This window comes from Henriciella pelagia (assembly GCF_002088945.1).
Classification (GTDB): domain Bacteria; phylum Pseudomonadota; class Alphaproteobacteria; order Caulobacterales; family Hyphomonadaceae; genus Henriciella; species Henriciella pelagia.
Genome location: NZ_NCSU01000011.1, coordinates 13,874 through 35,531 on the forward strand (window position 1 = coordinate 13,874; position 21,658 = coordinate 35,531).

Consider the following 21,658-nt stretch of genomic DNA (forward strand, 5'->3'; position numbering starts at 1 on the left):
TCCCTCCTTCGGGAGGTTAGTACATGGACTTAGGACTAAACGATCTTGAGGCCTTTCTGGCACGGGGTGGACCAGTCCTGCTTGTCATCATGGTGGCCACATTTATCATGTGGGCGCTGATCCTGGAGCGGCTGTTTTACTTCCGCTTTGCCCACAAGGGTGTCGCCGAAGACGCGATTGCCGAGTGGAATGCCCGGTCGGACCGCAAGTCTGTCCTGGCGCACTGGGTCAGGGACAAGCTGGTATCTGAAGTTCGCGCCAAGGCGGAAGCCAATGTAAGCATGACCAAGGCGATGGTGGCGCTCGCGCCGCTGCTCGGTCTGCTCGGAACGGTGACGGGTATGGTGACGGTGTTTGACGTCATGGCCATCACCGATGGTGCAGATGCAAAGGCCATGTCGGGCGGTGTGTCTCGTGCCACCATTCCGACCATGGCGGGCATGGTTGCGTCGATTTCCGGCATCATTTTCACCTCCGGCATGGACAGCAAGGTGAACCGCCTTGTCCAGCAGGTCGAAGACGAAATGGAGATCAGCTGATGCGTGGACGTAGTCATAAGGCGCCTGAAGAGGCCAGTGTCGACCTCACGCCAATGCTGGATGTGGTGTTCATTCTCCTCATCTTCTTTATCGTGACTTCGACCTTCATCCAGGAGGAGGCGATCGGCCTTGAGCCGCCACCGCCGCCATCCCCGGACCAGAATCAGGACCAGCAGCAGCAGGCCATCCTGGTTTACGTTGGAGAGGATAATCTGATCACCGTGAACGGCCGTTACACCGAACTTGCAGGTGTGCGGGCAAACATGGAGCGGCTGCGGGCTGAGAATCCTGACAGTGCGTTGATCATTCAGGCTCATCCTCGTGCCAAGACCGGCACCATCGTGAAAATCCGCGACGAGGCGTATAACGCCAAGATGACGCGGGTGAACATCGTGCAGAGCGAAGAGTAGGAGACAGATATGGCCCGTAGAAAACGCATGTTGGTCTCTGAAGGCAGCGATGAGGACATCAACCTCACGCCGATGCTGGACGTGGTTTTCATCCTGCTCATCTTCTTCATTGTCACGGCGCAGTTCATCAAGGAGCCTGGTGTCGACATTATCCGTCAGGAAGTCGACAATCTGGACCGTCAGAACCCGCTCGGAATCCTGATCGCTATCGATGATAATAGTGAAATCTACATCGATAAGGAGCAGGTCCCGATGCAGGAAGTGACCTTCCGGATCCGGGAGCTTCGCGAAGACAATCCCAAGGGTGAACTTGTTGTTCAGGCAGACAAGGATTCGGATGCTGGGGTGCTGATCGACTTGATGGAAATCATCAACAAGGTTGACGGCTCAAACGCCATCAACGTGTCGGTCGAGCGAGAATAGGAGACTCCAATGCTTAGCAATCCAATTCTTAGACTTGTCATCGGCATCCCGCTCGCGGCAATTGTTGTCTATCTCCTCTTCACCTTCATGTACTCCATGATCAATCAGGATTACGTGCAGCCTGAAGTCGAGGAAGAACGTGTCCTGGCGCGGATCACGCCAGCTGAGGAAGATACTGAAGTCCGCACCCGGACCCGTAACAAGGCCCAGCGGATTCAGTCGGCCGACAAGCCGCCTCCACCGCCAAAGATGTCGGCGACGCGGTCTGATATCGACCTGCCAACGCCAAACATCCAGGGCGCGGCTCCGACGGAGCTGAACATCCAGCGTCTCGATTCGCTTGCCATCGACCCGGTGGCCATCTCGGACCGGGATGCCCAGCCGATCCGCCCACCTGTGCCGACCTATCCGTCGCGTGCGGCTGAGCGCGGCATTGAAGGGTCCTGCGAAGTTCGCTTCGACGTGGATACGCGGGGACGCCCGTACAATGTACAGGCAAACTGCACTGACAGCGTGTTCAAGCGCGAGGCCGAACGGGCCGTCAGCCGGGTGGAGTTTGCACCAAAGATTGTCCGAGGACAGCCTGCGGAGCGCCGCAATGTGGTCTATCCGCTGGAGTTCCAGCTGGACGGCTAGATCGCGCTTCAAGCAATTTTTGAGAAGGGCCTTTTCCGTCGGAAGAGGCCCTTTTTTATTGCCGGCCGAGACCTGCCTGAACGCATTATCTACATCACCGACTCTCCGCATTAGACGCTAGGTTGACGTAACGAACTCTGTAATGTAATAATGTTGCACAAAAAGGGAGAGATCAATGTTGCAGAATGCTCTTGTTCGGCCCGTAATCGGCCTGCCTCTGGCCGGTCTGGTCGTGTTCGCACTGTTTGCCTTCATGCAGTCGATGATAGCGGTCGACTATGTGCCCCCGCAGCCCGCCCAGGAGCGTGACCTCACCGCGCTGACACCGAAACTGCCCGAGAAGCCTGAAGTCGGCGAGCGGCCCCGTCCACAGCCGCTTCCCATCGCACACAGGCCTTCGCCTCCGCCCAAATATGCGGCGACCCAAGGAGACATAGACCTGCCCGGCGTTTCGCTCTCGGGAGCAGTTCCTGCCAGGGTGGATGTGAACATACTCCGTGATCTCCACATTGCGCCCGTTGCGATAGGCAATCGAGACATCCAGCCGATCAGCCCGCCCGTAGTGAACTATCCACAATCCCTGGCCAACCGGAACATCCAAGGGGACTGCGAAGTACGATTCGATGTCGACACGCGAGGACGCCCTTACAATCTGATATCAAACTGTTCCCATCCAGGCTTTGAACGAGAGGCAATAAGGGCTGTATCCCGCGTACAATTTGCGCCGATGGTGCAGCGGGGACAGGCAGTGGAAAGGAAAAATGTTGTGTATCCGATCGAGTTTCGGCTTTGAGCGAAATTGATGCACAAGGTCAGGCGCAAAGCGTTGACGTGACGGGCCTGACCGCTCATACGTTAACAGGACATTTTTTCGCGAAATTGATCGCCTATAAACTCTGATAAATAGAGGGCAGTCATTTCGGACAATCGCAAGCGCTTCAGCAGTGACAGCGTTTGTCATCAACGACCCGCCGGAAACGGCAGAAGGAGTGAGACACCATGACAATCAAGGCGATCTTGAAGGGAGCTGTCATCGCAGGTGCAGTTTCGTGTTTCGGTGCCGGAGCGGCCCTTGCTCAGGGCGCAGGCTGCGAGGCAACCGAGTTCAGTGCAAAAACTGGCGAGCTGTACCTCAAGGCGGAAACCGAGCTGTTGCAGAACAAGAATGCGCAAGCTGCATTGCAGGCGCTCAACCAGCTTCGCAACCAGGAGCTGAACTGCTACGAGCAGGGCGCAGTCCTGAAGCTTGGCGCCGCCATCAAGATCGAAGCGGGTGACTATGCCGGCGCTGTACGTGATCTCGAATCTGCTCTCAATCAGGGCTACATCCCTGCAAGCGAGTCGACGAACACCTATTACAATATCTTCCAGATCTATCTCAGCCAGAACGACCTGAACAAGGCGATCGAATACGCTACGAAATGGATCAATGCGGGCGGCAAGCCTGACCGTGACGGCATGTGGCAGCTGGCTGTCATCAACCAGAAGCTTGACCGCAACCAGGAAGCCCTGAAATGGGCCGAGCAGGTCTTCGCAAAAGATGGCCCGAATGCTGACCGCCAAGTCTATGATTTTCTGATCTATCTTTACGACGCGACCGGCCAGCGTGCGAAAAAGGCCCAGCTGCTCGAACAGCTTCTGGCAAAGAACCCGAATGAGCGTAAGCTCTGGGACGCCATTGCCGGCGACTACTTTCAGGCAGACCAGGAGCGCAAGGCGTTTGAAGTCCAGAAGGCCATGTATCTCGGTGGCATTCTCAAGACTGAAGATGAGCTGATGCGGATTGTGAATTTCTACAACCGCTTCAACGCGCCGTTCCCGGCGGCCCGCATTCTGGAAAAGGAAATGAATGCAGGCCGCATTTCAAAGACCTATGAAAGGATGGAATTGCTAGCGAACCTCTATCAGGTGGCCCGCGAATTCGACCGTGCCATTCCGGTCATTGAAGAGGCGGCCCGGATGAACAATAGCGGGGCCATGTATGAGCGTCTTGGCCGCTCCTATGCGGAGCTGCAGGAATGGGCGAAAGCTGAAGATGCTCTGATCAAGGCCATCAATAGCGGTGGCGTGAAAGACAAGGGCCTCGCATGGGTCCTCATCGGTCAATCTCGGTATGAACGAGATGATCGTGCGGGTGCTCGCGAAGCCTTCCGGAATGCCAACAACCGTGGTGGACGCGGCTGGCTCGCCTTCATGGACTCTGAGGAAGCAACCGAAGTTGCGCTTGTCCGCTTCGAAGCGCAGAGCCTTGTTCAGGACACCAAGAACGAAAAAGAACGCTGCGCCCAGCTCGCTGTTCTGGGTGAAGGCAATGCTCCAGAAGCCTGCGCAACGGTTGATGAACGCCTGAAAGCAGCTGAAGAAGCGCTCGCCAAACTTGGCGGCAGCTGATCTTCACGTTCAATGAATTAAGAGAACCCCGGCGGCGACGTCGGGGTTTTTCGTTTCTGGCCGCAGGCTTGCGCTTGCATCCGGTTCTCAAATGGTTTCACTTGAAACAAAATTTGAGGAGCAGCCGATGGCGAAACCTGACAAGTCCTACCGCAAGCGCAAGATTGGTAATCACGATCTGAAGCCCGAATCCCTCGTGATGGGGTATGGCTTCGATCCGGCCATGTCTGAAGGATCCATCAAGCCACCAATCTTCATGACGTCGACATTTGCGTTCAAGTCGGCCCGTGATGGCGAAGTCCTGTTTCGTCAACTTGCGGGTAAACGTGAAGAGGGTGATCCAGAAGAGGCAGACCTCATCTACACCCGCTTCAATAATCCCAATATGGAAGTGCTTGAAGACCGCCTGACGCTGTACGACGCCGGCGAAGACGCGCTGGTTTTCTCGTCCGGTATGGGTGCCATCACGACCGCGCTTCTCGCCTGTGCGGGTGCTGGAACAACGATCCTTCATTCCAGCCCGCTTTATGGCGGCACGGAAGTGTTCATGCGGACCTTCATGCCGGACTTTGGCGTGACCCCTTTTGAGATGGATGCATGGGCGACTGAAGAGCTGATTCTGGCTCAGGCGCGCAAGGCAGCAGCCAAAGGCCCGCTCAGCGTCATTTTCACAGAGTCACCGGCAAATCCGACATGCGCGCTGGTGGACATCCGGGCATGTGCGCGCGTTGCTGAAACAATCGAGACGGAAACCGGCCACCGTCCGATCATCATGTGTGACAACACCATGATGGGCCCCATTGGACATGCGCCTCTGAAGCACGGTGCCGATCTCGCGCTTTACTCCCTCACCAAGTATATAGGTGGGCATTCGGACCTCGTTGCAGGTGCAGCGATTGGCACCGAAGCGGCGATCAGCAAGATCCGCCGGGTCAGGAACTATCTCGGCACGACGCTCGATGCACACACATGCTGGCTGGTTACCAGATCGCTTGAAACGGTTCAGCTGCGCATGGAAAAGGCTTTCGCCAATGCGCGCTTATGCGCCGAATTCCTGCGTGACCATTCCAAGATCGGCAAGGTCATGTACCCAGCCTTTTTCGAAGAGGGTGACCCGCAAAAGACGGTATATGATGAGCAGTGTCAGGCGGCCGGGTCAACATTCTCGTTTGATGTGAAGGGCGGCAAGGAAGCGGCGTTCCGTCTGCTCGACTCGCTGCAGCTGGTGAAGCTGGCTGTCAGTCTTGGCGGCACAGAATCACTGATGTGCCATCCTGGCTCAACGACCCATTCCGGGGTCTCGGAAGACATCCGGAAGCGCATCGGGTTTACCGATGGACTGGTGCGGTTCTCGGTCGGCATTGAGGCTGCCGAAGACCTCATTGCCGACCTGACGCAGGCTCTTGAAAAGGTCTAGTTTCCGAAGGCGTAGACGATCGATGCACGAGTGACCGTGTCAGTGGCTTCAAAGCCTTCTGGCGGGTTCGTGTCGTGGCGCACGTCGAATGAGAAGCGCGCCGAAAATGCATCCGTTAGGGCGGCCGTGAGCGCGATGACATTGCCGAACTGCGTCGACTCCGAAGCATAGATCGCATTCGTCGAATTGCTCAGACTAACCGCATCATTGAACTGGTGAGCAAATTCGGAGTTCGCGATGACCGAAAACGATTCTTCGGTAGAGCCCGGAATGACTGTGGGGACACCATTCACGTTTGTGATCGTGTCGCGAACTTCGTCAATCTTGATACCGGGACCGCCCTGGATGCTCCAGTTTGTCGTCTCGTTTTCGAGGACTGGATAGCCCAGTCCGCCGCCAGCGAACCATCGCGATTCGAAGCCGGAAAACTCATCTTTCTCATAAGATGTGCGGGCAAAGCCGAAAAGCTTGTCGCCAAGCTGTCGGTCCACCTCACCGGCGAGAAAGAACCGGTTCTTCGTTTCAACAGAATCAGTTTCGCCATAATCCGCTGCGGCTTCACCCGTATAGGTCCAGATGCCGACTTCACGGTTGAGCTTCAGGGCGAGGCCCAGGTCCGTTGTCTCCGTATTGCCAGTCGTGTATCCAGCGCTCAGCGAGCCCTCGCCGGTCCAGTCATCCTGTGCGACGGCAACGGGCACCAGGCAGATGCTGGCGCTCAGGAAAAGTGTGATTGGCTTTGTCATGATCGGCCTCGTTCTTGTCTTCGGGCACGTCCTCTCAGATGACTGGAAACAACTCGTTAACCACGATGCCTGCGATGGCTGGACTGTCTGTGTATGAGACGGGCTTGCAGGAATTGAATTCCCGTGAAACCAAAGGGCATGACTGACTTAGCACTCAAGACCTCGGAAGATGAGGCGATCATTGAGCGTATCGCCTCATCCGAGGCACTCCTTCAACAGCGAACGCTGGAATGGTCCGCAATCAATACTGGCAGCCACAACAAGGCCGGCCTCGAACAGCTGGCGCCTGTGCTCGCTGATGCGTTTTCAGCTCTCGACGCCGACGTACGGCTCGACAAGTCGCTGCCCTTTGAAAACGTCGATGGCAAGGGCAGGGCGGTGGAAATGGAGACCGGGCCAGTGATCCGCGTGAAGGCGCGGTCAGACGCGCCCGTTCAGATCATCATGAGTGGACACTACGATACGGTGTTTCCCGAAGGTACTTTTACCGAGATCAGGGATCTGGGCGAGGGGCGCATGAACGGTCCCGGCCTCGCTGATATGAAAGGCGGCCTGTCGGTCATGCTCGGTGCGCTCGAGGCTTTCGAGGCAGGGCCCCTGAAAGACCGTCTGGGTTATCAGATTGTCATCACGCCCGATGAGGAAATTGGAAATTTCGCCAGCGCAGGTGCACTGAAGAAAGCTGCGCAGTCGGGTGCCATGGTAGGCATGACCTATGAGCCTTGCATGGAAACTGGCGCCATGTCGGGTGGCCGCAAGGGCTCTGCCGTGTTCGACATTGTTCTTCACGGTCACTCGGCTCATGCGGGGCGATCAAAGGAGGAAGGGCGCAGCGCAATCGAGGCAGCGGCGCACATGGTCGTCGACCTGGAGGCGCTGAACAATCGACGGCCGGGCGTTTCCTTCAATGTCGGCGCCATTGATGGCGGCGGCGCTGTCAACATCGTGCCGGATCTGGCCATCGTGCGTTTCGGCGCGCGTGCGCCCGATGCCGATGCGGCGCAATGGGCGACGTGGGAAGTTGAGCGCCTGTTCCGCGAGGCGACAGCACGCGATGGAATTTCAGGTCATATCCACGGCGGCTTCTATCGCCCGCCAAAACCGCGAAATGCCGCGCAGGATGCGCTCTTCAACGCTGTTTCCGGTACTGGAAAGGCACTGGGACTGGACCTTGAATTTGTCGACACAGGCGGGGTCTGCGAGGGAAACAATATATTTGCTGCAGGCGTTCCGAATGTCGATACGCTCGGTGTCATGGGCGGGCGCATCCATTCCCATGAAGAATATGTCGTCATGTCATCTTTCGTTGAGCGGGCAAGCTTGTCAGGGCTGTTGCTCAACCGATTTGCTGACGGGCGTATAGATGCAAAAAAAATCAAGGCGCTAATGGAATGAGTTCGTCCTATGTCATGCGGCCATCCAGGCTGGATGATTTTGAAGTCCTGATGCAGCTCGCCGAGGAGTCCGGGCCGGGTTTTACCAGCCTGCCGGTTCACGAGCGCATTCTACGCGAGCGGTTGGAAAAGTCTCAGAAGTCGTTCGCGGGTGAGCTTACCGAGCCCCAGTACGGCAAGTATCTGATGATGCTTGAAGATCAGGAATCGGGCGAGATCGGTGGCTGTAGTGCTGTAAAGGCGGGTGTCGGCATCGACCAACCCTTCTTCAATTATCGCGTCATCACCGTCGCGCAGGCCAGTCAAGCAGCTGATCGCCGGTTTGATCTGGACGCACTGGTCCTTACCAATGAATTCGTTGGGTATACCGAAGTCGGTACGCTCTTCCTACGCGAAGCTCATCGCGGCAGCGGTGCAGGACGATTGCTCGCCCAGTCGAGATATCTGCTCGTGGCAAGTGCGCCCGACCGGTTTGGCGACATGATTCTCGCGGAACTTCGCGGCGTTGTTGACGGCGATGGTCAGACGCCGTTCTGGGATGCCATCGGACGGCATTTCTTCCGGATGGAGTTCACCGAGGCTGATATCCTGTCCGCGATCACGGACAATCAGTTCATTCTGGACCTGATGCCGAAATATCCGATCTATGTGGACCTGCTTCCGCCTGAGGCGAGAGAGGTTATCGGGCGCTGCCATGCCGATGGCGTGGGGGCGATGAAGCTGCTCGAATGGGAAGGGTTTCGCTTCGAGCGCACGGTCGACATCTTCGATGGCGGGCCTCTGGTCGCCGCGGCCAGAAGTACAGTCCGGACAATTCGTGAAAGCCGGACCGTGACGGTGCGAACAGGAGATGCCGGCGGCAGAACAGGCATCATGTCGAATGACCGTTTCAGCGACTTCCGGGCCACCATGGTGGAGGGGGCGCTGGCAGACGACATCTTTTACACATCCGCAGCCGTACTGGACCGACTTCGGATATCCGAAGGTGAGACGGCAAGGATATGGTTGAGGAGCTGAGTATGGCCAAAGGGGCATATATCGACGGAAAGTGGAGTGCGGGCGAGGACGATTGGTTCGAAAAGACCTGTCCGGCGACTGGCGAGACGAGCTGGGAAGGCCAGGCCGCCAGTTCGGCGCAGGTGCATCAGGCCATCGAAGTGGCCCGACGTGCAGGTGAGAGTTGGCGCAAGCTGCCGCAGCATGACCGCACGCAAATTCTTGAACGCTATGCGGATGCTGTCGGTGAGCGTGCAGAGCGCATTTCCGAAGCGATCAGCCGCGACATGGGAAAGCCCCGCTGGGAATCGCTCGGCGAAGCTGGTGCCATGAAAGGCAAGATCGCCATCTCCATTGATGCACAGATTGAGCGTGCCGGCGGTCGCCATGATGACACTGCTTTCGGGTCCGCGATCCTGTCTCACCGTCCGCATGGCGTGATGGCCGTTTTTGGACCGTTCAACTTTCCAGGTCATTTGCCCAACGGGCACATCGTGCCGGCTCTGCTCGCTGGAAACACATGTGTCTTCAAACCGTCCGAGCTTGCGCCTGCCGTCGCGGAGATCATGGTCGAGTGTTTCGAGGCAGCCGGTCTTCCCCCCGGTGTGCTGAACGTCGTTCATGGTGGGCGTTCGACAGGCGCGGCTCTGCTAGACGGTGACATCAACGGCGTCCTGTTCACAGGCTCAGCTGCGACAGGCACAGCCTTCCATCGCCATTTTGCCGGTCGTCCCGAAGTCATCCTCGCGCTGGAAATGGGCGGCAACAACCCGCTCATTATCTGGGACCCGGCAGATGTTGACGCTGCTGCAGACATCGCAGCGCAATCAGCATTCCTGACAAGCGGTCAGAGATGCTCCTGCGCGCGGCGTGTCATCGTGCCGGACAACGCGTTTGGTGAAAACGTGGTTGAGGCAATCGTTGAGCGTGCGCGCGGCCTGACAATCGGGGCGTGGGATGAAGACAATGTCTTTATGGGGCCACTCGTATCGGAGAAAGCGGCCGAAGCAGCGACCGATTTCCAGATGATGTTGTCGAAGTCTGGCGGCAGATCGCTGCGCAGGCTGAAGCGCATGGAGCGTGGCGGAGGTTTTGTCACCGCCGGTGTGATCGACGTGACCGCGGCGACAAACATACCGGACGAAGAGCTCTTCGGTCCTCTCATGCAGATTTACCGCGTCAAAGACTTCGATACCGCCATTGCCCGGGCGAACGATACACGCTTTGGCCTGTCTGGCGGACTTGTCAGCGATGATGACGCGCTGTGGCTTCAGGCGCATCGTGAGCTGAAGGCCGGCATACTCAACCGAAACCGGCCCACTGCGGGCGCTGCGGGGAACATGCCGTTTGGCGGTCCGGGCCTGTCAGGCAACTTCCGGCCGGGTGCCTATTATGCTGCCGATTACTGCGCCTGGCCTCAGGCTAGCCAGGTATCGGACAAGGCTGAACGGCTCAAGGCACAGGGGTTTCCCGGCTGATGAGCAAAGCGGTTGAAGTCAACTTCGATGGCCTGATCGGCCCCAGTCACAATTATGGGGGCATGTCGCGGGGCAATCTTGCGAGCGCGACCAATGAGGGCGAGGTCTCCAATCCGCGCGAAGCTGCACTTCAGGGGCTGGAGAAAATGCGGCTTCTGCTGCGGGCAGGTCTGGTGCAGGGTATCCTGCCGCCGCTGCCGCGTCCGAATTTCGACCTTCTTGCGGCTGCCGGCTTCTCCGGAACCGACGCGGAAATCATTGAGGGCGCGTCGCGGTCCGCTCCTGGCCTGCTGAAGGCAGCTTACAGCGCCAGTTCGATGTGGGCGGCCAATGCAGCAACGGTTTCCCCGTCATCTGACACGGCCGACGGTCGCCTGCATCTGACAACAGCCAATCTTTCAACCATGCTGCACCGGTCGATCGAGGCACCCGATACCACCGCGAGCCTTCTTTCGATTTTTGAGAACGAGGACAGGTTTGCTGTGCATGGCGGTCTGCCGGCGCACGCTGATTTCTCCGATGAAGGGGCAGCGAACCATGTTCGCCTGTGCGCGGAACATGGCGCTGAAGGCGTTGAGCTTTTCGTCTACGGCCGCGAAGCTGGAGAGAGCACTCTCGGTTATCCGGCCCGTCAGACAAGGCTGGCCAGCGAAAGCATCGCGCGCGGGCATGGGCTCCAGAAGGACCGGTCCGTCTTCGCACGCCAGTCCAAAGCCGCGATCGATGCAGGTGCATTCCACAATGATGTCGTGTGTGTCGGATCGCTCGAGACGCTGTTTTTTCATGAGCTCGCCTTTGAAGATACAGAGGCAACAATCGGAGCCTTGAGACAGGCCGCTCGGGGCCTCTTCGAATTGAAGCCTGTCATGGTTCCGCAGGCCGACGTGCCGATCGAGGACGCCATCAGATCCTACCTCTTTAACTCGCAATTGCTGCAATGGCCGGGAGAGGACCGACTAGTTCTGCTCGCGCCGCTCGAGACGCAGGAAACGGAATCGACGCGTGCCTTCTGCGAGCGCATGACGTCCGGAAACGGCCCGATCGGGCGGGTCCAGTATGTCGACGTCCGCCAGTCCATGCGCAATGGGGGCGGTCCTGCCTGTCTTCGACTTCGTGTCGTGATGACGGAGGCCGAGATTGCGGCCTGTCACCAGGGCGTGCTGCTTGATGAGGCGAAGATTGATGCGCTTCAGGATATTGTCCGGAGAACGTATCGGGACAGCTTGTCGCCTCAGGACCTTGGCGACCCTGCCTTTGCCAGTGAATGCCAGCTTGCGCGTGAAGCGCTGCTGGAAGAGCTGGGGCTCGGTGGTCTCGTCTAGGGCAGGCCTGGGAAGCTCTCGACCATCCGTATTTCCAGATCCGGAAAACTGTCGACATAACGGATTGTGAAGTCAGGAAAGCTTTCGACGAATTGCCATTCGCCGCAATCGTCCGCGAAGCTCTCGACCGACTTCACATCGATATCCGGGAAACTGGTGACGACTTTCACCTCAATGTCCGGGAAGCTTTCGACTACTTTCACCCTGCCGTGAAGGAAGATGCCCTGGAACTCACAGTCGTCACTGACCGAGCTTTCTGCCGCCACCGGCAGGGCAATTGCCAGCGCGAGAAGCGCGATGGAAAACTTCACGTCCGCTGGCCTGCGTCCGCAAATCGTCCGCCGGCCTTGGCATAGGCTTGTGATCCACGGTGCAGGACCTCGTCATCGGAAAGCACTGTCTCAGGCGAATGGGCGAACTGGCCCTTCATTTGCTCGTAAAGGGGCGCAAAATCGGTATCGACCGTCGCCCGAAAGAGCTGTTCGTAAGAATCGATGACGAAGTAGGTCTGCTGGAAATCGTCGATCCTGTAGTCGGTCTGCATGAGGCGCTCCAGCCCGAAACCGATGCGATTGGGCGAAGGGTCCTCAAGCGCGAAAATGCTCTCCGTCTTCGAAGAGACGATGCCGGCCCCGTATATCCTGAGGCCTTCATCAGTCCTGATCAGGCCGAATTCCACCGTGTACCAGTAGAGCGCGGCAAGGTTCTTCAGCGCCGCGAAGTTCAGGCTGCGGAGCCCCCCCTTGCCGTAAGCCTCCATATAGTCTGCAAAGACAGGATTGGTCAGCATCGGCACGTGGCCGAAGACATCGTGAAAAACGTCGGGCTCTTGCAGATAATCAAGCTGATGGCGCTTGCGGATGAACTGGCCGGCCGGGAAGCGGCGATTGGCGAGGTGGTCAAAGAAGACTTCGTCCGGCACCAGACCCGGGACAGCGACGACGCGCCAGCCCGTCAGGGACTCCAGTTCGTCTGACATCGATTCGAATTCCGGAATGCCGCCCTTGCCGAGATCGAGAGCCTTGAGGCCCTGCATGAATTCGGACGCAGCGCGGCCCGGCAAGACGTCCATCTGCCGCTTGTACAGCAGGTTCCAGACCTCATGTTCATCTTCAGTGTAGTTTGACCAGCCCTGATCGATGGTCCAGTCGTCCCGGGCGTGATCGGGTTTCTGCAAATGGTTGCTCATGCAACTAATATAGCGCAAAACGCGCTCAAGAGAACGTTATTTGTCGGCAGCTGCGTTCCCGGACTTCGAAAGCGATGGCGCCGCTAGGATCGAGAAGAGGAAGAAAACCATGAAGCTCGCAAGCCTGAAATCCGGACGGGATGGACACCTCGTCGTGGTGTCGAAAGACCTCACGAAATATTCCGATGCGAGCCATATCGCACCGACGCTGCAGGCGGCGCTGGACAATTGGAGCGCGCTCGCACCCAAGCTGCAGTCATTGGCTCAGGAAATCGAAGTCGGATCCGTGCCAACACAGCGCTTCCACGAACATGAATGCGCCTCGCCGCTTCCTCGTGCCTTTCAATGGGCTGATGGCTCAGCTTACATCAATCACGTCGAACTTGTACGCAAAGCTCGCGATGCTGAAGTGCCAGAGAGCTTCTATTCCGATCCCCTCATGTACCAGGGGGTGAGCGGTCCAACGCTTGGACCGCGCGACCCCATCCCGCTGGGCGACCCGGCCTGGGGATGCGATATGGAGGCGGAAGTCTGTGTCATCACCGACGACGTCTCAATGGGCGTTAGCGTCGAAGATGCCGCCAAGCACATCAAGCTCATCCTGCTTTGCAACGATGTATCGCTTCGGGGGCTCATTCCGCAGGAACTCGCCAAGGGCTTCGGCTTTTTCCAGTCAAAGCCACCCTGCGCCTTTTCGCCCGTTGCCGTGACACCCGACGAACTGGGTGACGCCTGGAAAGACAGTCTCGTGCACCTTCCGCTTCGCGTGGACTATCGCGGCGAACCGTTCGGACGTGCCGACGCAGGCGTCGATGCAACCTTCAACATGGCAGAGCTGGTTGCGCATGCCGCAAAGACCCGTCCGCTTGTAGCCGGTTCGATTGTGGGGTCTGGCACGATCTCCAACAAAGGGGCAGATGGTGGTCCCGGAAAGCCGGTAGCAGAGGGGGGGCTTGGCTATTCCTGTATTGCTGAAATTCGCATGATCGAAAAAATCGCAACCGGTGAATTCAAGACACCGTTCATGACGGCAGGTGATACAGTTCGCATCGAGATGCTCGACAAGGCGGGCCACACGATCTTTGGCGCCATCGAACAAGAGGTTGTCAACGTATGAAGGACCTCAAGCTCTATGATTTCTGGCGGTCTTCAGCCGCCTATCGCCTGCGGATCGCTTTGAACCTGAAAGGTGTCGAGTTCGAGTCATTGCCGGTGAACATCGCTCCGGGCGCTGACGAGCAAATGCAGGAGCCTTACCGCGCGCTGAATCCGCAGATGCGGGTGCCCGCCATCGCGCTGGATGACCGGATCGCCAATCAGTCCATGGCCATACTCGAATGGCTGGAAGAGACGTATCCCGACCCGCCACTGCTTACGGGGGATGCCTGGCGGCGGATGGAAATCCGCGCTTTTGCCGACACCATTGCCTGCGATATTCACCCGCTCAACAATCTGTCTGTCCTGTCCAGGCTACGCGAAAGTTTCGGTGCTGATGAGGCGGCCATCGCGACCTGGTATCGCAGCTGGATCGTGACCGGCTTCAGCGCGCTCGAAACGATTGCACTGCGCCACCCGGGCAGCGATTTCCTGTTCGGCGACCAGCCGACCCTCGCAGAGGTGTGTCTCGTGCCACAAATGTACAATGCACGTCGGTTTGAAACCGATCTTTCACCGTTCCCGAAGCTGTTGGAAGTGGATGCGGTCTGTCGGGAAATCCCGGCCTTTGCCGCCGCATCGCCCGAAGCCGTCAAAGCGGGCTGATCAGTGCGCGTGGCCGCTCTTGAGCAGATAGCCACCGCTTGGCGTCATTTCGAAGAAATCAGGAATGTCGGGATGTGATACCGGAGCATCGGTCTCGTCGGGGAGCAGATTTCCCTCCGAGACATAGGCGACATAATGCGTTTTGTCGTTCTCGGCGAAGAGATGGTAGTAGGGCTGGTCCTTGGAGGGGCGCATGTCTTCCGGGATCGCTTCGTACCATTCATCAGAATTGGCGAACACCGGATCGACATCAAAGATGACACCACGAAAATCGAAAAGCCGGTGGCGCACGATCTGTCCGATCTGGAATTTGGCTTGGCGGTGATCAATCGCAGAATGCGGGTAACCGTCTTCACGAAGGTCCAGTGCTGGTGCTTCAGCGCTACCGGATGAATCATCCGCAACTGCCGACGCCTCGCTCGTCACTACCGCCTGCTTTCGGCGTCCAAACAGCGCTGCGATGCGCTTTGCTATGCCTCGTTCTTGGCTCATCACCGGCCAATGTGATAGAGGTTGCAGCAACCGACAAGATTTGGGCCGCAGATGGCTGAAAAAAAATCGCGCAGCCGGCGGCCTCGGGGACGGTCGGCGCGCAAGACCGGAGGGTCACCGCTCTACGCTGCGGTGGACCTTGGTACGAACAATTGCAGACTGTTGATCGCTGCGCCGAACCGCAGCGGTTTTAGCGTGGTCGATTCGCACTCGCAAATCGCACGCCTCGGAGAGGGGCTTGCTGAAACCGGCCGACTGTCCGACGCAGCAATGGAGCGGGCCTTCAGCGCCATGGAAGCGATTTCCAGAAAACTGAAGGCGAGACGCGTTGGCCGCATCCGTTGCATCGCCACAGAAGCCTGTCGCAAAGCCGAGAACGGCGCTGAATTCATAGCAGAGATCCGCAAGCGCACCGGCCTGACATTCAAGATCATAGGCCCTTCGGAAGAGGCGCGGCTGGCATTGATTGGCTGCCACAACCTGATCGACCAGGCGGCAGAACATGTTCTGGTGCTCGATATTGGCGGGGGATCGACAGAGCTTTCTCTTGTCGACGCGCACCGCGCCCGCGAGAATGGCCTCAACGGCATGCTCAAACATGCGCCAATCAAGGCGTGGACGAGTATTCCCTATGGTGTCGTCACGCTGACGGAGGCCTATCAGCATCTCGGCGAGGCTGACGCCTATCCGGCTATGCTCGCAGCAGTGAAAGAGCATGTTGAGACATGGGCCGGGCAACACAATATTCGACAGGCTCTTGAGAAAGAGACGTCGCACATCATCGGAACGTCCGGCACGGTGACGTGTGTTGCGGGCGTGCATTTCGGACTGGAGCGCTATCGCCGGGACCTGGTCGATGGAAAGTGGATGGACCGTGCCGGAGGCGTAGAGACGATGCAGGCCCTGATAGAAGCAGGGCCGGAAGGGCGCGCGCAATTCGCCACGATCGGTGAAGATCGGGCCGGACTCATGCTGGCAGGCTGCGTGCTCATGGAGGCCGTGTGGTCCCTCGCGCCGCATGCGAGGATCAGGGTCGCCGATCGCGGCCTGAGGGAAGGTCTGCTGCTATCGATGATGCGAGGGCCCAAGAAGAAACGCCGCAGCAGGGGCGGCCGCGGCAAGGGCAAAACAAGGACAGGTGCTACAGACGCACCGAAGGTGGCAGAATGACAGATGATGGAAAGCGCCGCTGGAAAGGGCCTCCCAAGCAGGAAAAGCAGACCTCCGGCCGGCGGATGACCGAGCGGAAGATTATTGCGTACAACGCCAAGGATGAGAGTTCCAAGCGCTGGATCGAGCGGCAGCTCTCTGACCCCTATGTGCAGCGCGCCAAGGCGGACAATTTTCGCGCACGCGCCGCATACAAGCTGATTGAGATCGACGAAAAGGCCAATCTGCTCAAAGGCGCGACGCGTGTTGTCGACCTTGGTTGCGCACCGGGCGGCTGGCTTCAGGTCTGCCTGCGGCGCGGCGTGAAGGAAATTGTGGGCATAGACCTTCTAGCCGTTGACCCGATTCCTGGCGCTCACATTGTTCAGGGTGACATTAACGAGCCGGAAGATGTTGAGCAGATGATGCAGGGGCTGTCGGGACGGCCGGATCTTGTCCTGTCCGACATGGCGGCCAACACGACCGGCCACAAGCAGACCGACAGTCTACGCACTGCAGCGCTTGCGGAGATGGCGCTCTGGTTTGCTGGCGAACATCTCGTCCGCGGTGGAAGCTTCTGTAGCAAAGTGTTCCAGGGCGGCGCGACACCTGACATGCAGAAGCAGCTCAAAGCCATGTTCAAGACCGTCAAACACGTGAAGCCACCGGCTAGCCGCGCCGGTTCGCCGGAACTCTTCGTCGTGGCTCAAGGGTTTCGCGGCAAGTCATGAGTGCTGTGCGAATTGCCCGGGCGGCGTCACCCGGCGAAGTAAGGGCCGTCGCCTTCGACGCAGGCGGACGCCCCATTTCAACCTTCATCGAGCGCTGGGGCGGACATGGCCAGCCGCCTTCGGCCGGAGAGACGGTGACGGGTCGGCTTCGACAGGTATCTCCATCCGATGGCGGCGCTTTCTTTGAGCTGGAGAGCGGTACAGAAGTTTTCGTGCGCGGGGAGGTTTCCGGGGGGCTCACTCAGGGTGCCCAGGCGAATCTTGTCATCGTTGCAGAGCAGCGAGGAGGCAAACTCGCCAGAGCACGGATCACCGCGGGACCAGCGCTGGAGATGTCGGCGTTTGAGCGATGGCAGTCCTCATTGCCGGGAGAGGGCGGCAGCCCTGTTGAAGAAGGGCGGGACGCTACGGACGATGTAGGGCGAGTGTTCGATGACGTCCTCTCACCGATGGCGGGGCTTTCCGGCGGTGGCAAGATCCAGATCACTCCGACACCCGCCCTTGTTGCAGTGGATATAGACAGCGCCGGCAGACTGTCGAAAGGCAGCGCTGGCGCCAGAGCGCTGGCGATCAATCGCGAAGCCGTCGCCGAAGCGGCTCGGCAGATCGCAGTGCGGCGGTTGGGTGGCCTTATCGCCATCGACTGTGTTGCACCGATCAACCGTGAGGCGGGCGAGAAACTGAGAGCCGGGTTCGTGGCGTCATTTTCTCGGTGTTCCGACCGGGCCGTCGACGCGCTCCGGCCATCCAGGTTCGGTCTCCTGGAAGCAAAGATCGAGTGGCGACGAACGCCGCTAAGCGAACTGATGCTAGACGAATCTGGTGAACCAAGTGCGGAAACCCGGCTTCTGGCGCTGTTTCGAGAAGTAGAGCGAGAAGCAGGTGCAGATCGTACGGCGTTTTTCAGTGTGATCCTGTCTAAAGCGCTGATGGATGTCTATAAGGCGCGCAAAAGGATGTGTGACGCGCTGCTGAGCGATGCGTTTTCAGGACGCGTTTCAGTCTCACAGGAGATCAGCACGACAAACAAGGTGGCCCGCATATGAGCAAAGCCAAATGTCCCGTCTGCGAAACCCGCATGGCGCAGGCCGAATTCCGGCCTTTTTGTTCCAAGCGCTGCGCAGACGTCGATCTATCGCGGTGGCTGAAGGGCGGATACGCCATTCCCGGCCGTCCGGCAGATCAGGCGGAGGAGACGCCGAGTTACAAGGAAGAGCGGGACGAATAGCGCGACTGAGCCGGTCAATCGGAACCGGAAGGCGTTGAAGCCATTTCATTAAACCAGATCTGAAGGACCGTTCCGATGAAAGCCCTGCCGCTCATTTCCGCCATTTGCATCTTTGCGGCCTGTACGGGGCCAACGCCGGCCGAAAGGCCCGGCGAAACGGTGGATGCCTCGACAAACGCCACCTATCAGCGCGTAACGTTTGAGGGTCGGGAAGCCACCGAGATGGAGATCGCGGCTTGTGAAGCGGTTGGTGGAGAAGTGCAGAAGGCTGGCTTGCTCGGCGCCGAACATTGTATCCAGTCGCTGCCTGACGATGGCAAGGTCTGCACGGATAGTTCCGATTGTGTCGGGCGGTGCATGGTGTCCGGCGAGTCAGTTGAGGTCGGGGCTGAAACAGTGGGGCAATGCGCGGCCACCGACAATCCATTCGGCTGCTTCCAGCTGGTCAAGGACGGCGTTGCCGACGGCATGCTCTGCGTCGACTAGTCTGGGACCATCATTCTTATTCGGCGGCGCGGGGTGGTGACACGTCGAGCAGGTGGGCCTGTGCTTCATCGCGGTGCTTCTTGAGATATTTCATGAAGGGCGTGCCGCCTGTTCCGACTTCGGTATCGTTGCCAGGACCGCCCTTTGACTGCTTGTTAATATAGGTCGCCGCGTATTCCAGATGACGCGTGCGGAAGCGGGCGAGCTTCAGGACATTGTCATTATAGAGCTGCCGGATGGCGGAGTCTTCGGACTGGCCAACCCAGTCTCGCACATTGCTGACGGCGCGGACGTCCTCAATGAAGCGACGATGCCCGACAGGGCGGTAGGCATGCAGCTCGTCAAGATAATGGCGCAGCGGATCGTCTGCGTGGGAGATGCCGAACAGTGCGTCCATTGTCGGCACGATGGATGACTGCGAACCAGTCTGGCCGCGGAAAGCCTGCGGCTTGCCCTTACCTTGGGGAACGCCTTCATAAATCAGTCCGTCGCCAAGCGCCGGATTGTCTTTCCAGCCATGGATGTAGGGGCGGACGCGATTGAAATAGATGTAGGGGTCGCAGCGCTCCGGCATCCGGTCGAAGATGGCGTTGACGTCATCCCAGCCAACGGAGAGGCGCTGAAGTGCGGCTTTGATAGCGTCAGCGTCTTCGGCTGTGCAGGCGGCGATGAGTTCGGGAATTGTAGCAAGCATATCGCCTGCCCGGGCCTCGATGGCGACATGAACAAGCACGAACCAGGCCTCGTCGGCGCCGGAGAGGAAGGGCTGGATCATGTAGACATTGGAGAGATCAACCGGCCTATCGGTGTCGACCTTCGCCCAGTTGTCGAGCACATAGCTCGAATAGGTCAGGAGGGGCTTCTGGTCGAGCGCGTCAGCAAGCTGCCAGCAGGGCAGGGCAAGGCACTTGGGCAGGCTTGTTGGGGCTTCCGGCTCACCCCAGACATAAGACTGGACCATGAAGGTGTAATGCACGAAAGCCTTACGGATCTGATGGTCGGTGGCGGTCTTGCAGAATGCAGCGAGGTCGATAACAGGCAGGCGCGCAAGCAGTTCGCGCACGCGACCGGTCACGATGAGGTGCGGCAGATTCATCGCCATCTCGACGGCTGGGTCGAGCATGGAGGGGAGCGCGACTTTGTCTGCATCGTGACTGCAGAGAAAACCGCGTTCGCGTGAAATACCGTAAGCGTCGAGTGGTTGAATGCTGGCCATGTCTCGCTCCCTGATAGTTGTGTTTGAAACTATCTTTCACCGAATTCACGCAAGGTAAAGCCCCAGTCTTCAGCCGGGATCGGCAATGCGAAATGGCGGCAGTCGGCGCCTATTTACGTGCTGGTTCATAGTCGAGCAGTTTCGTTCCAGCGCGCTCGCACCGCAGCCGACAAAGCGGACTGAGGCGGCTTCTATCGTGATTGGTTCGCGCGAATTGGCTGAGCTGATATTGCCGCTTCGAATGCTGAGACGGCATTGTCGTGTAAGTTACCAGAGTTGGTGCTACTGTCGTTTTCGAGAGATTCGACTAGGGGGCATTCGACATGACTAAGATCAGCATTTTGTTTTCCGTATTGCTCGCGACTTTCGTCGTATCTTCGTGCGGTTCCCGTGCGGGCACCTCGGAGCACCCCACTTTCGCCGTAGATCCGGGTGAACGATACGTCAAACTGGCTCTTGCCCTCGATGTCGTGACCGACGGTGGATTCCTTTTTGAGTATCGCGGGCCCGAAGCGTGGAAGATTGAAGCGAGCGAGCAGTCGATGTCACTCGCAGACATTGAAGCTGAAGCGCGGGCACTTGTTTCAGAACTTTCGAGCGTGAGAGATGGCCACCCGGAGCAGGAACGTCTTGAATCGCTTCGATTTCAAGTTCGTGGCATGATTGGGCGCATCAAGGTGCTGCTGGGTGAGACGAAAGGATTCAATGAAGAGGCTCAGGAGATATTCGGCGTATCTCCGCCACAGATTTCTAATTTGCAGGCCGAGGCTGCACTTGCGCGGCTCAATGAACTGGTGCCGGGTGAAGGCGATCTGGCTGAGCGTGTCGCGGCATTCAAGGCTCGCATGAGAGTACCTGACGAGAAGCTCGAAGTGGTCTACCGTGCTGCGGTCGAGGCCTGTCGCGATGAGACCGCAAAATACATCGACCTTCCTGCTGGCGAAGGGGTAGAGCTTGTGTTCGTAGACCAGCTTCCGGCCGCTGGCCGGTACGATTATCTAGGAGACTTTCAGGGGCGAGTCACGATCAATCGCGCGACAGCTGGAATCGGAAATGCGCTATACATTGGATGCCACGAGGCTTATCCGGGACACCACTTGCGGGCGATCCTGAGGGAAGCGAAATATGGTCGTCACGATTGGCCAGAGTTCGATGCGCTCACACTCTTCGGGCCAGATTCTCTTCTTTCCGAGGGCCTGGGGCAATATGCCGTCGACCTCGCGTTTCCATTGGACGCAAGAACTACTTACTATGAACAGACGCTATTTCCGCTCGCTGGACTTGAACCGGCTGATGCTGCCCTGTTTGCCCAGTTCAACGAAACGCTGAAAGCTGTTGAGCCGTACGCGACAATCGAAGTGCCGCGAGCCTACCTCGACGGACGCATGACGCGCGATGAGGCTATAGATGCTCAAGTTCGATATGGCCTGCAGCCGCGCGAGCGAATGGCCGGCATGTTCGGGTTCGTCGATGCGTTCCGCACCTACGTCATCACATACTCCCTGGGCGAGCGGCTTGTCGAAACGCTTATCGGCGACGATGCGTCAGGTCCGGAAACCCATTGGTCAGCGTTCAAGTCACTCAATGAGGCGATGGTGACGCCAGACCTGCTGGCGGTCAAAGAGTGGGAGTGATCATCGCGGGCAATGCATGC

General features: G+C 58.3%; 24 protein-coding genes. 19 read left to right on the forward strand and 5 right to left on the reverse strand.

All coding sequences use genetic code 11. The features are described 5' to 3' along the window. Nucleotides 1-23: 23 nt before the first annotated feature. The 7 genes from B8746_RS09510 (at nucleotide 24) to B8746_RS09540 (ending at nucleotide 5,816) form a co-directional block, all read left to right on the forward strand. Entirely contained in the window at nucleotides 24-539 is a 516-nt protein-coding gene (locus B8746_RS09510; protein ID WP_084393462.1) for a MotA/TolQ/ExbB proton channel family protein, read from the forward strand. After that, entirely contained in the window at nucleotides 539-949 is a 411-nt protein-coding gene (locus B8746_RS09515) for an ExbD/TolR family protein (RefSeq protein WP_084393463.1), read from the forward strand. Before B8746_RS09510 ends, B8746_RS09515 begins: the two co-directional genes overlap by 1 nt. Nucleotides 950-958: 9 nt before the next feature. Beyond that, a complete protein-coding gene (locus tag B8746_RS09520; protein WP_084393464.1) occupies nucleotides 959-1,372 on the forward strand; it encodes an ExbD/TolR family protein in 414 nt (137 codons plus the stop codon). 9 nt (nucleotides 1,373-1,381) lie between these two features. Next, on the forward strand, nucleotides 1,382-2,008 hold the full coding sequence (locus B8746_RS09525) for an energy transducer TonB (protein WP_084393465.1): 627 nt from the start codon (nucleotides 1,382-1,384) through the stop codon (nucleotides 2,006-2,008). A gap of 175 nt (nucleotides 2,009-2,183) precedes the next feature. Continuing rightward, entirely contained in the window at nucleotides 2,184-2,801 is a 618-nt protein-coding gene (locus B8746_RS09530) for an energy transducer TonB (RefSeq protein WP_084393466.1), read from the forward strand. Nucleotides 2,802-3,007: 206 nt separating this feature from the next. After that, nucleotides 3,008-4,399: a tetratricopeptide repeat protein gene (locus B8746_RS09535; protein ID WP_084393467.1), complete on the forward strand. Its 1,392-nt coding sequence runs from the start codon at nucleotides 3,008-3,010 to the stop codon at nucleotides 4,397-4,399. Between the two features lie 127 nt (nucleotides 4,400-4,526). Beyond that, nucleotides 4,527-5,816: a cystathionine gamma-synthase family protein gene (locus B8746_RS09540; RefSeq protein ID WP_084394189.1), complete on the forward strand. Its 1,290-nt coding sequence runs from the start codon at nucleotides 4,527-4,529 to the stop codon at nucleotides 5,814-5,816. Here the strand turns inward: B8746_RS09540 and B8746_RS09545 are convergent. After that, complete coding sequence (locus tag B8746_RS09545) at nucleotides 5,813-6,562, reverse strand: DUF481 domain-containing protein (RefSeq protein WP_084393468.1); 750 nt, start codon at nucleotides 6,560-6,562, stop codon at nucleotides 5,813-5,815. The genes B8746_RS09540 and B8746_RS09545 overlap by 4 nt on opposite strands. Nucleotides 6,563-6,700: 138 nt before the next feature. Here B8746_RS09545 and B8746_RS09550 point away from each other — a divergent pair, with 138 nt between their 5' ends. From B8746_RS09550 to B8746_RS09565, 4 genes are read left to right on the forward strand one after another with little or no spacing between them, the layout of a single operon-like run. Beyond that, nucleotides 6,701-7,957 carry a hydrolase gene (locus B8746_RS09550; RefSeq protein ID WP_084393469.1) on the forward strand — a complete coding sequence of 419 codons (1,257 nt, stop codon included), beginning with the start codon at nucleotides 6,701-6,703 and terminating at the stop codon, nucleotides 7,955-7,957. Beyond that, nucleotides 7,954-8,973, forward strand: coding sequence for an arginine N-succinyltransferase (locus B8746_RS09555; RefSeq protein WP_084393470.1), 1,020 nt, complete (start codon nucleotides 7,954-7,956; stop codon nucleotides 8,971-8,973). The genes B8746_RS09550 and B8746_RS09555 overlap by 4 nt, the downstream gene beginning before the upstream one ends. A gap of 2 nt (nucleotides 8,974-8,975) precedes the next feature. After that, entirely contained in the window at nucleotides 8,976-10,430 is a 1,455-nt protein-coding gene (astD, locus tag B8746_RS09560) for a succinylglutamate-semialdehyde dehydrogenase (RefSeq protein ID WP_084393471.1), read from the forward strand. Beyond that, nucleotides 10,430-11,752, forward strand: coding sequence for an N-succinylarginine dihydrolase (locus B8746_RS09565; protein WP_084393472.1), 1,323 nt, complete (start codon nucleotides 10,430-10,432; stop codon nucleotides 11,750-11,752). The genes astD and B8746_RS09565 overlap by 1 nt, the downstream gene beginning before the upstream one ends. On the opposite strand, the gene B8746_RS09570 is transcribed toward B8746_RS09565, so the two are convergent. Next, nucleotides 11,749-12,063 carry a hypothetical protein gene (locus tag B8746_RS09570; RefSeq protein ID WP_233124138.1) on the reverse strand — a complete coding sequence of 105 codons (315 nt, stop codon included), beginning with the start codon at nucleotides 12,061-12,063 and terminating at the stop codon, nucleotides 11,749-11,751. The genes B8746_RS09565 and B8746_RS09570 overlap by 4 nt on opposite strands. Next, nucleotides 12,060-12,941, reverse strand: coding sequence for a phenylalanine 4-monooxygenase (phhA, locus tag B8746_RS09575; RefSeq protein WP_084393473.1), 882 nt, complete (start codon nucleotides 12,939-12,941; stop codon nucleotides 12,060-12,062). The genes B8746_RS09570 and phhA overlap by 4 nt, the downstream gene beginning before the upstream one ends. A gap of 109 nt (nucleotides 12,942-13,050) precedes the next feature. Here phhA and B8746_RS09580 point away from each other — a divergent pair, with 109 nt between their 5' ends. Next, nucleotides 13,051-14,058, forward strand: coding sequence for a fumarylacetoacetate hydrolase family protein (locus B8746_RS09580; protein WP_084394191.1), 1,008 nt, complete (start codon nucleotides 13,051-13,053; stop codon nucleotides 14,056-14,058). Beyond that, nucleotides 14,055-14,702: a maleylacetoacetate isomerase gene (gene maiA / locus B8746_RS09585; RefSeq protein ID WP_084393474.1), complete on the forward strand. Its 648-nt coding sequence runs from the start codon at nucleotides 14,055-14,057 to the stop codon at nucleotides 14,700-14,702. The genes B8746_RS09580 and maiA overlap by 4 nt, the downstream gene beginning before the upstream one ends. Here the strand turns inward: maiA and hspQ are convergent, their stop codons facing one another. Beyond that, complete coding sequence (hspQ, locus tag B8746_RS09590) at nucleotides 14,703-15,032, reverse strand: heat shock protein HspQ (protein WP_370237660.1); 330 nt, start codon at nucleotides 15,030-15,032, stop codon at nucleotides 14,703-14,705. 213 nt (nucleotides 15,033-15,245) lie between these two features. Here hspQ and B8746_RS09595 point away from each other — a divergent pair, with 213 nt between their 5' ends. From B8746_RS09595 to B8746_RS09615, 5 genes are all read left to right on the forward strand, one after another. Beyond that, nucleotides 15,246-16,364 (forward strand): Ppx/GppA phosphatase family protein, encoded by a 1,119-nt coding sequence (locus tag B8746_RS09595; protein ID WP_084393476.1) that lies wholly within the window; start codon nucleotides 15,246-15,248, stop codon nucleotides 16,362-16,364. Continuing rightward, nucleotides 16,361-17,074: an RlmE family RNA methyltransferase gene (locus B8746_RS09600; RefSeq protein ID WP_084393477.1), complete on the forward strand. Its 714-nt coding sequence runs from the start codon at nucleotides 16,361-16,363 to the stop codon at nucleotides 17,072-17,074. The genes B8746_RS09595 and B8746_RS09600 overlap by 4 nt, the downstream gene beginning before the upstream one ends. Beyond that, nucleotides 17,071-18,120 (forward strand): ribonuclease E/G, encoded by a 1,050-nt coding sequence (locus B8746_RS09605; protein ID WP_084393478.1) that lies wholly within the window; start codon nucleotides 17,071-17,073, stop codon nucleotides 18,118-18,120. Before B8746_RS09600 ends, B8746_RS09605 begins: the two co-directional genes overlap by 4 nt. Continuing rightward, nucleotides 18,117-18,302, forward strand: a complete 186-nt coding sequence (locus B8746_RS09610; RefSeq protein WP_084393479.1) for a DNA gyrase inhibitor YacG — start codon at nucleotides 18,117-18,119, stop codon at nucleotides 18,300-18,302. The genes B8746_RS09605 and B8746_RS09610 overlap by 4 nt, the downstream gene beginning before the upstream one ends. Nucleotides 18,303-18,377: 75 nt before the next feature. After that, on the forward strand, nucleotides 18,378-18,788 hold the full coding sequence (locus B8746_RS09615) for a hypothetical protein (protein WP_084393480.1): 411 nt from the start codon (nucleotides 18,378-18,380) through the stop codon (nucleotides 18,786-18,788). Nucleotides 18,789-18,804: 16 nt separating this feature from the next. Here B8746_RS09615 and B8746_RS09620 read toward each other — a convergent pair whose 3' ends face one another. Further along, the gene (locus tag B8746_RS09620; RefSeq protein ID WP_084393481.1) at nucleotides 18,805-20,004 is read right to left on the reverse strand and encodes a PrnB family protein; all 1,200 of its coding nucleotides are present in this window, start codon (nucleotides 20,002-20,004) and stop codon (nucleotides 18,805-18,807) included. Nucleotides 20,005-20,327: 323 nt separating this feature from the next. On the opposite strand from B8746_RS09620, the gene B8746_RS09625 reads away from it, so the two are divergent. Then, nucleotides 20,328-21,638, forward strand: coding sequence for a hypothetical protein (locus tag B8746_RS09625; protein WP_143434573.1), 1,311 nt, complete (start codon nucleotides 20,328-20,330; stop codon nucleotides 21,636-21,638). The last annotated feature ends 20 nt before the right edge of the window (nucleotides 21,639-21,658 follow it).

Bases quoted from the DNA above. Each gene is read 5' to 3' on its own strand.
- B8746_RS09510 (WP_084393462.1), top strand. From the start codon at position 24: ATGGACTTAGGACTAAACGATCTTGAGGCCTTTCTGGCACGGGGTGGA.
- B8746_RS09515 (WP_084393463.1), top strand. From the start codon at position 539: ATGCGTGGACGTAGTCATAAGGCGCCTGAAGAGGCCAGTGTCGACCTC.
- B8746_RS09520 (WP_084393464.1), top strand. From the start codon at position 959: ATGGCCCGTAGAAAACGCATGTTGGTCTCTGAAGGCAGCGATGAGGAC.
- B8746_RS09525 (WP_084393465.1), top strand. From the start codon at position 1,382: ATGCTTAGCAATCCAATTCTTAGACTTGTCATCGGCATCCCGCTCGCG.
- B8746_RS09530 (WP_084393466.1), top strand. From the start codon at position 2,184: ATGTTGCAGAATGCTCTTGTTCGGCCCGTAATCGGCCTGCCTCTGGCC.
- B8746_RS09535 (WP_084393467.1), top strand. From the start codon at position 3,008: ATGACAATCAAGGCGATCTTGAAGGGAGCTGTCATCGCAGGTGCAGTT.
- B8746_RS09540 (WP_084394189.1), top strand. From the start codon at position 4,527: ATGGCGAAACCTGACAAGTCCTACCGCAAGCGCAAGATTGGTAATCAC.
- B8746_RS09545 (WP_084393468.1), bottom strand. From the start codon at position 6,562: ATGACAAAGCCAATCACACTTTTCCTGAGCGCCAGCATCTGCCTGGTG.
- B8746_RS09550 (WP_084393469.1), top strand. From the start codon at position 6,701: ATGACTGACTTAGCACTCAAGACCTCGGAAGATGAGGCGATCATTGAG.
- B8746_RS09555 (WP_084393470.1), top strand. From the start codon at position 7,954: ATGAGTTCGTCCTATGTCATGCGGCCATCCAGGCTGGATGATTTTGAA.
- astD (WP_084393471.1), top strand. From the start codon at position 8,976: ATGGCCAAAGGGGCATATATCGACGGAAAGTGGAGTGCGGGCGAGGAC.
- B8746_RS09565 (WP_084393472.1), top strand. From the start codon at position 10,430: ATGAGCAAAGCGGTTGAAGTCAACTTCGATGGCCTGATCGGCCCCAGT.
- phhA (WP_084393473.1), bottom strand. From the start codon at position 12,941: ATGAGCAACCATTTGCAGAAACCCGATCACGCCCGGGACGACTGGACC.
- B8746_RS09580 (WP_084394191.1), top strand. From the start codon at position 13,051: ATGAAGCTCGCAAGCCTGAAATCCGGACGGGATGGACACCTCGTCGTG.
- maiA (WP_084393474.1), top strand. From the start codon at position 14,055: ATGAAGGACCTCAAGCTCTATGATTTCTGGCGGTCTTCAGCCGCCTAT.
- B8746_RS09595 (WP_084393476.1), top strand. From the start codon at position 15,246: ATGGCTGAAAAAAAATCGCGCAGCCGGCGGCCTCGGGGACGGTCGGCG.
- B8746_RS09600 (WP_084393477.1), top strand. From the start codon at position 16,361: ATGACAGATGATGGAAAGCGCCGCTGGAAAGGGCCTCCCAAGCAGGAA.
- B8746_RS09605 (WP_084393478.1), top strand. From the start codon at position 17,071: ATGAGTGCTGTGCGAATTGCCCGGGCGGCGTCACCCGGCGAAGTAAGG.
- B8746_RS09610 (WP_084393479.1), top strand. From the start codon at position 18,117: ATGAGCAAAGCCAAATGTCCCGTCTGCGAAACCCGCATGGCGCAGGCC.
- B8746_RS09615 (WP_084393480.1), top strand. From the start codon at position 18,378: ATGAAAGCCCTGCCGCTCATTTCCGCCATTTGCATCTTTGCGGCCTGT.
- B8746_RS09620 (WP_084393481.1), bottom strand. From the start codon at position 20,004: ATGGCCAGCATTCAACCACTCGACGCTTACGGTATTTCACGCGAACGC.
- B8746_RS09625 (WP_143434573.1), top strand. From the start codon at position 20,328: ATGACTAAGATCAGCATTTTGTTTTCCGTATTGCTCGCGACTTTCGTC.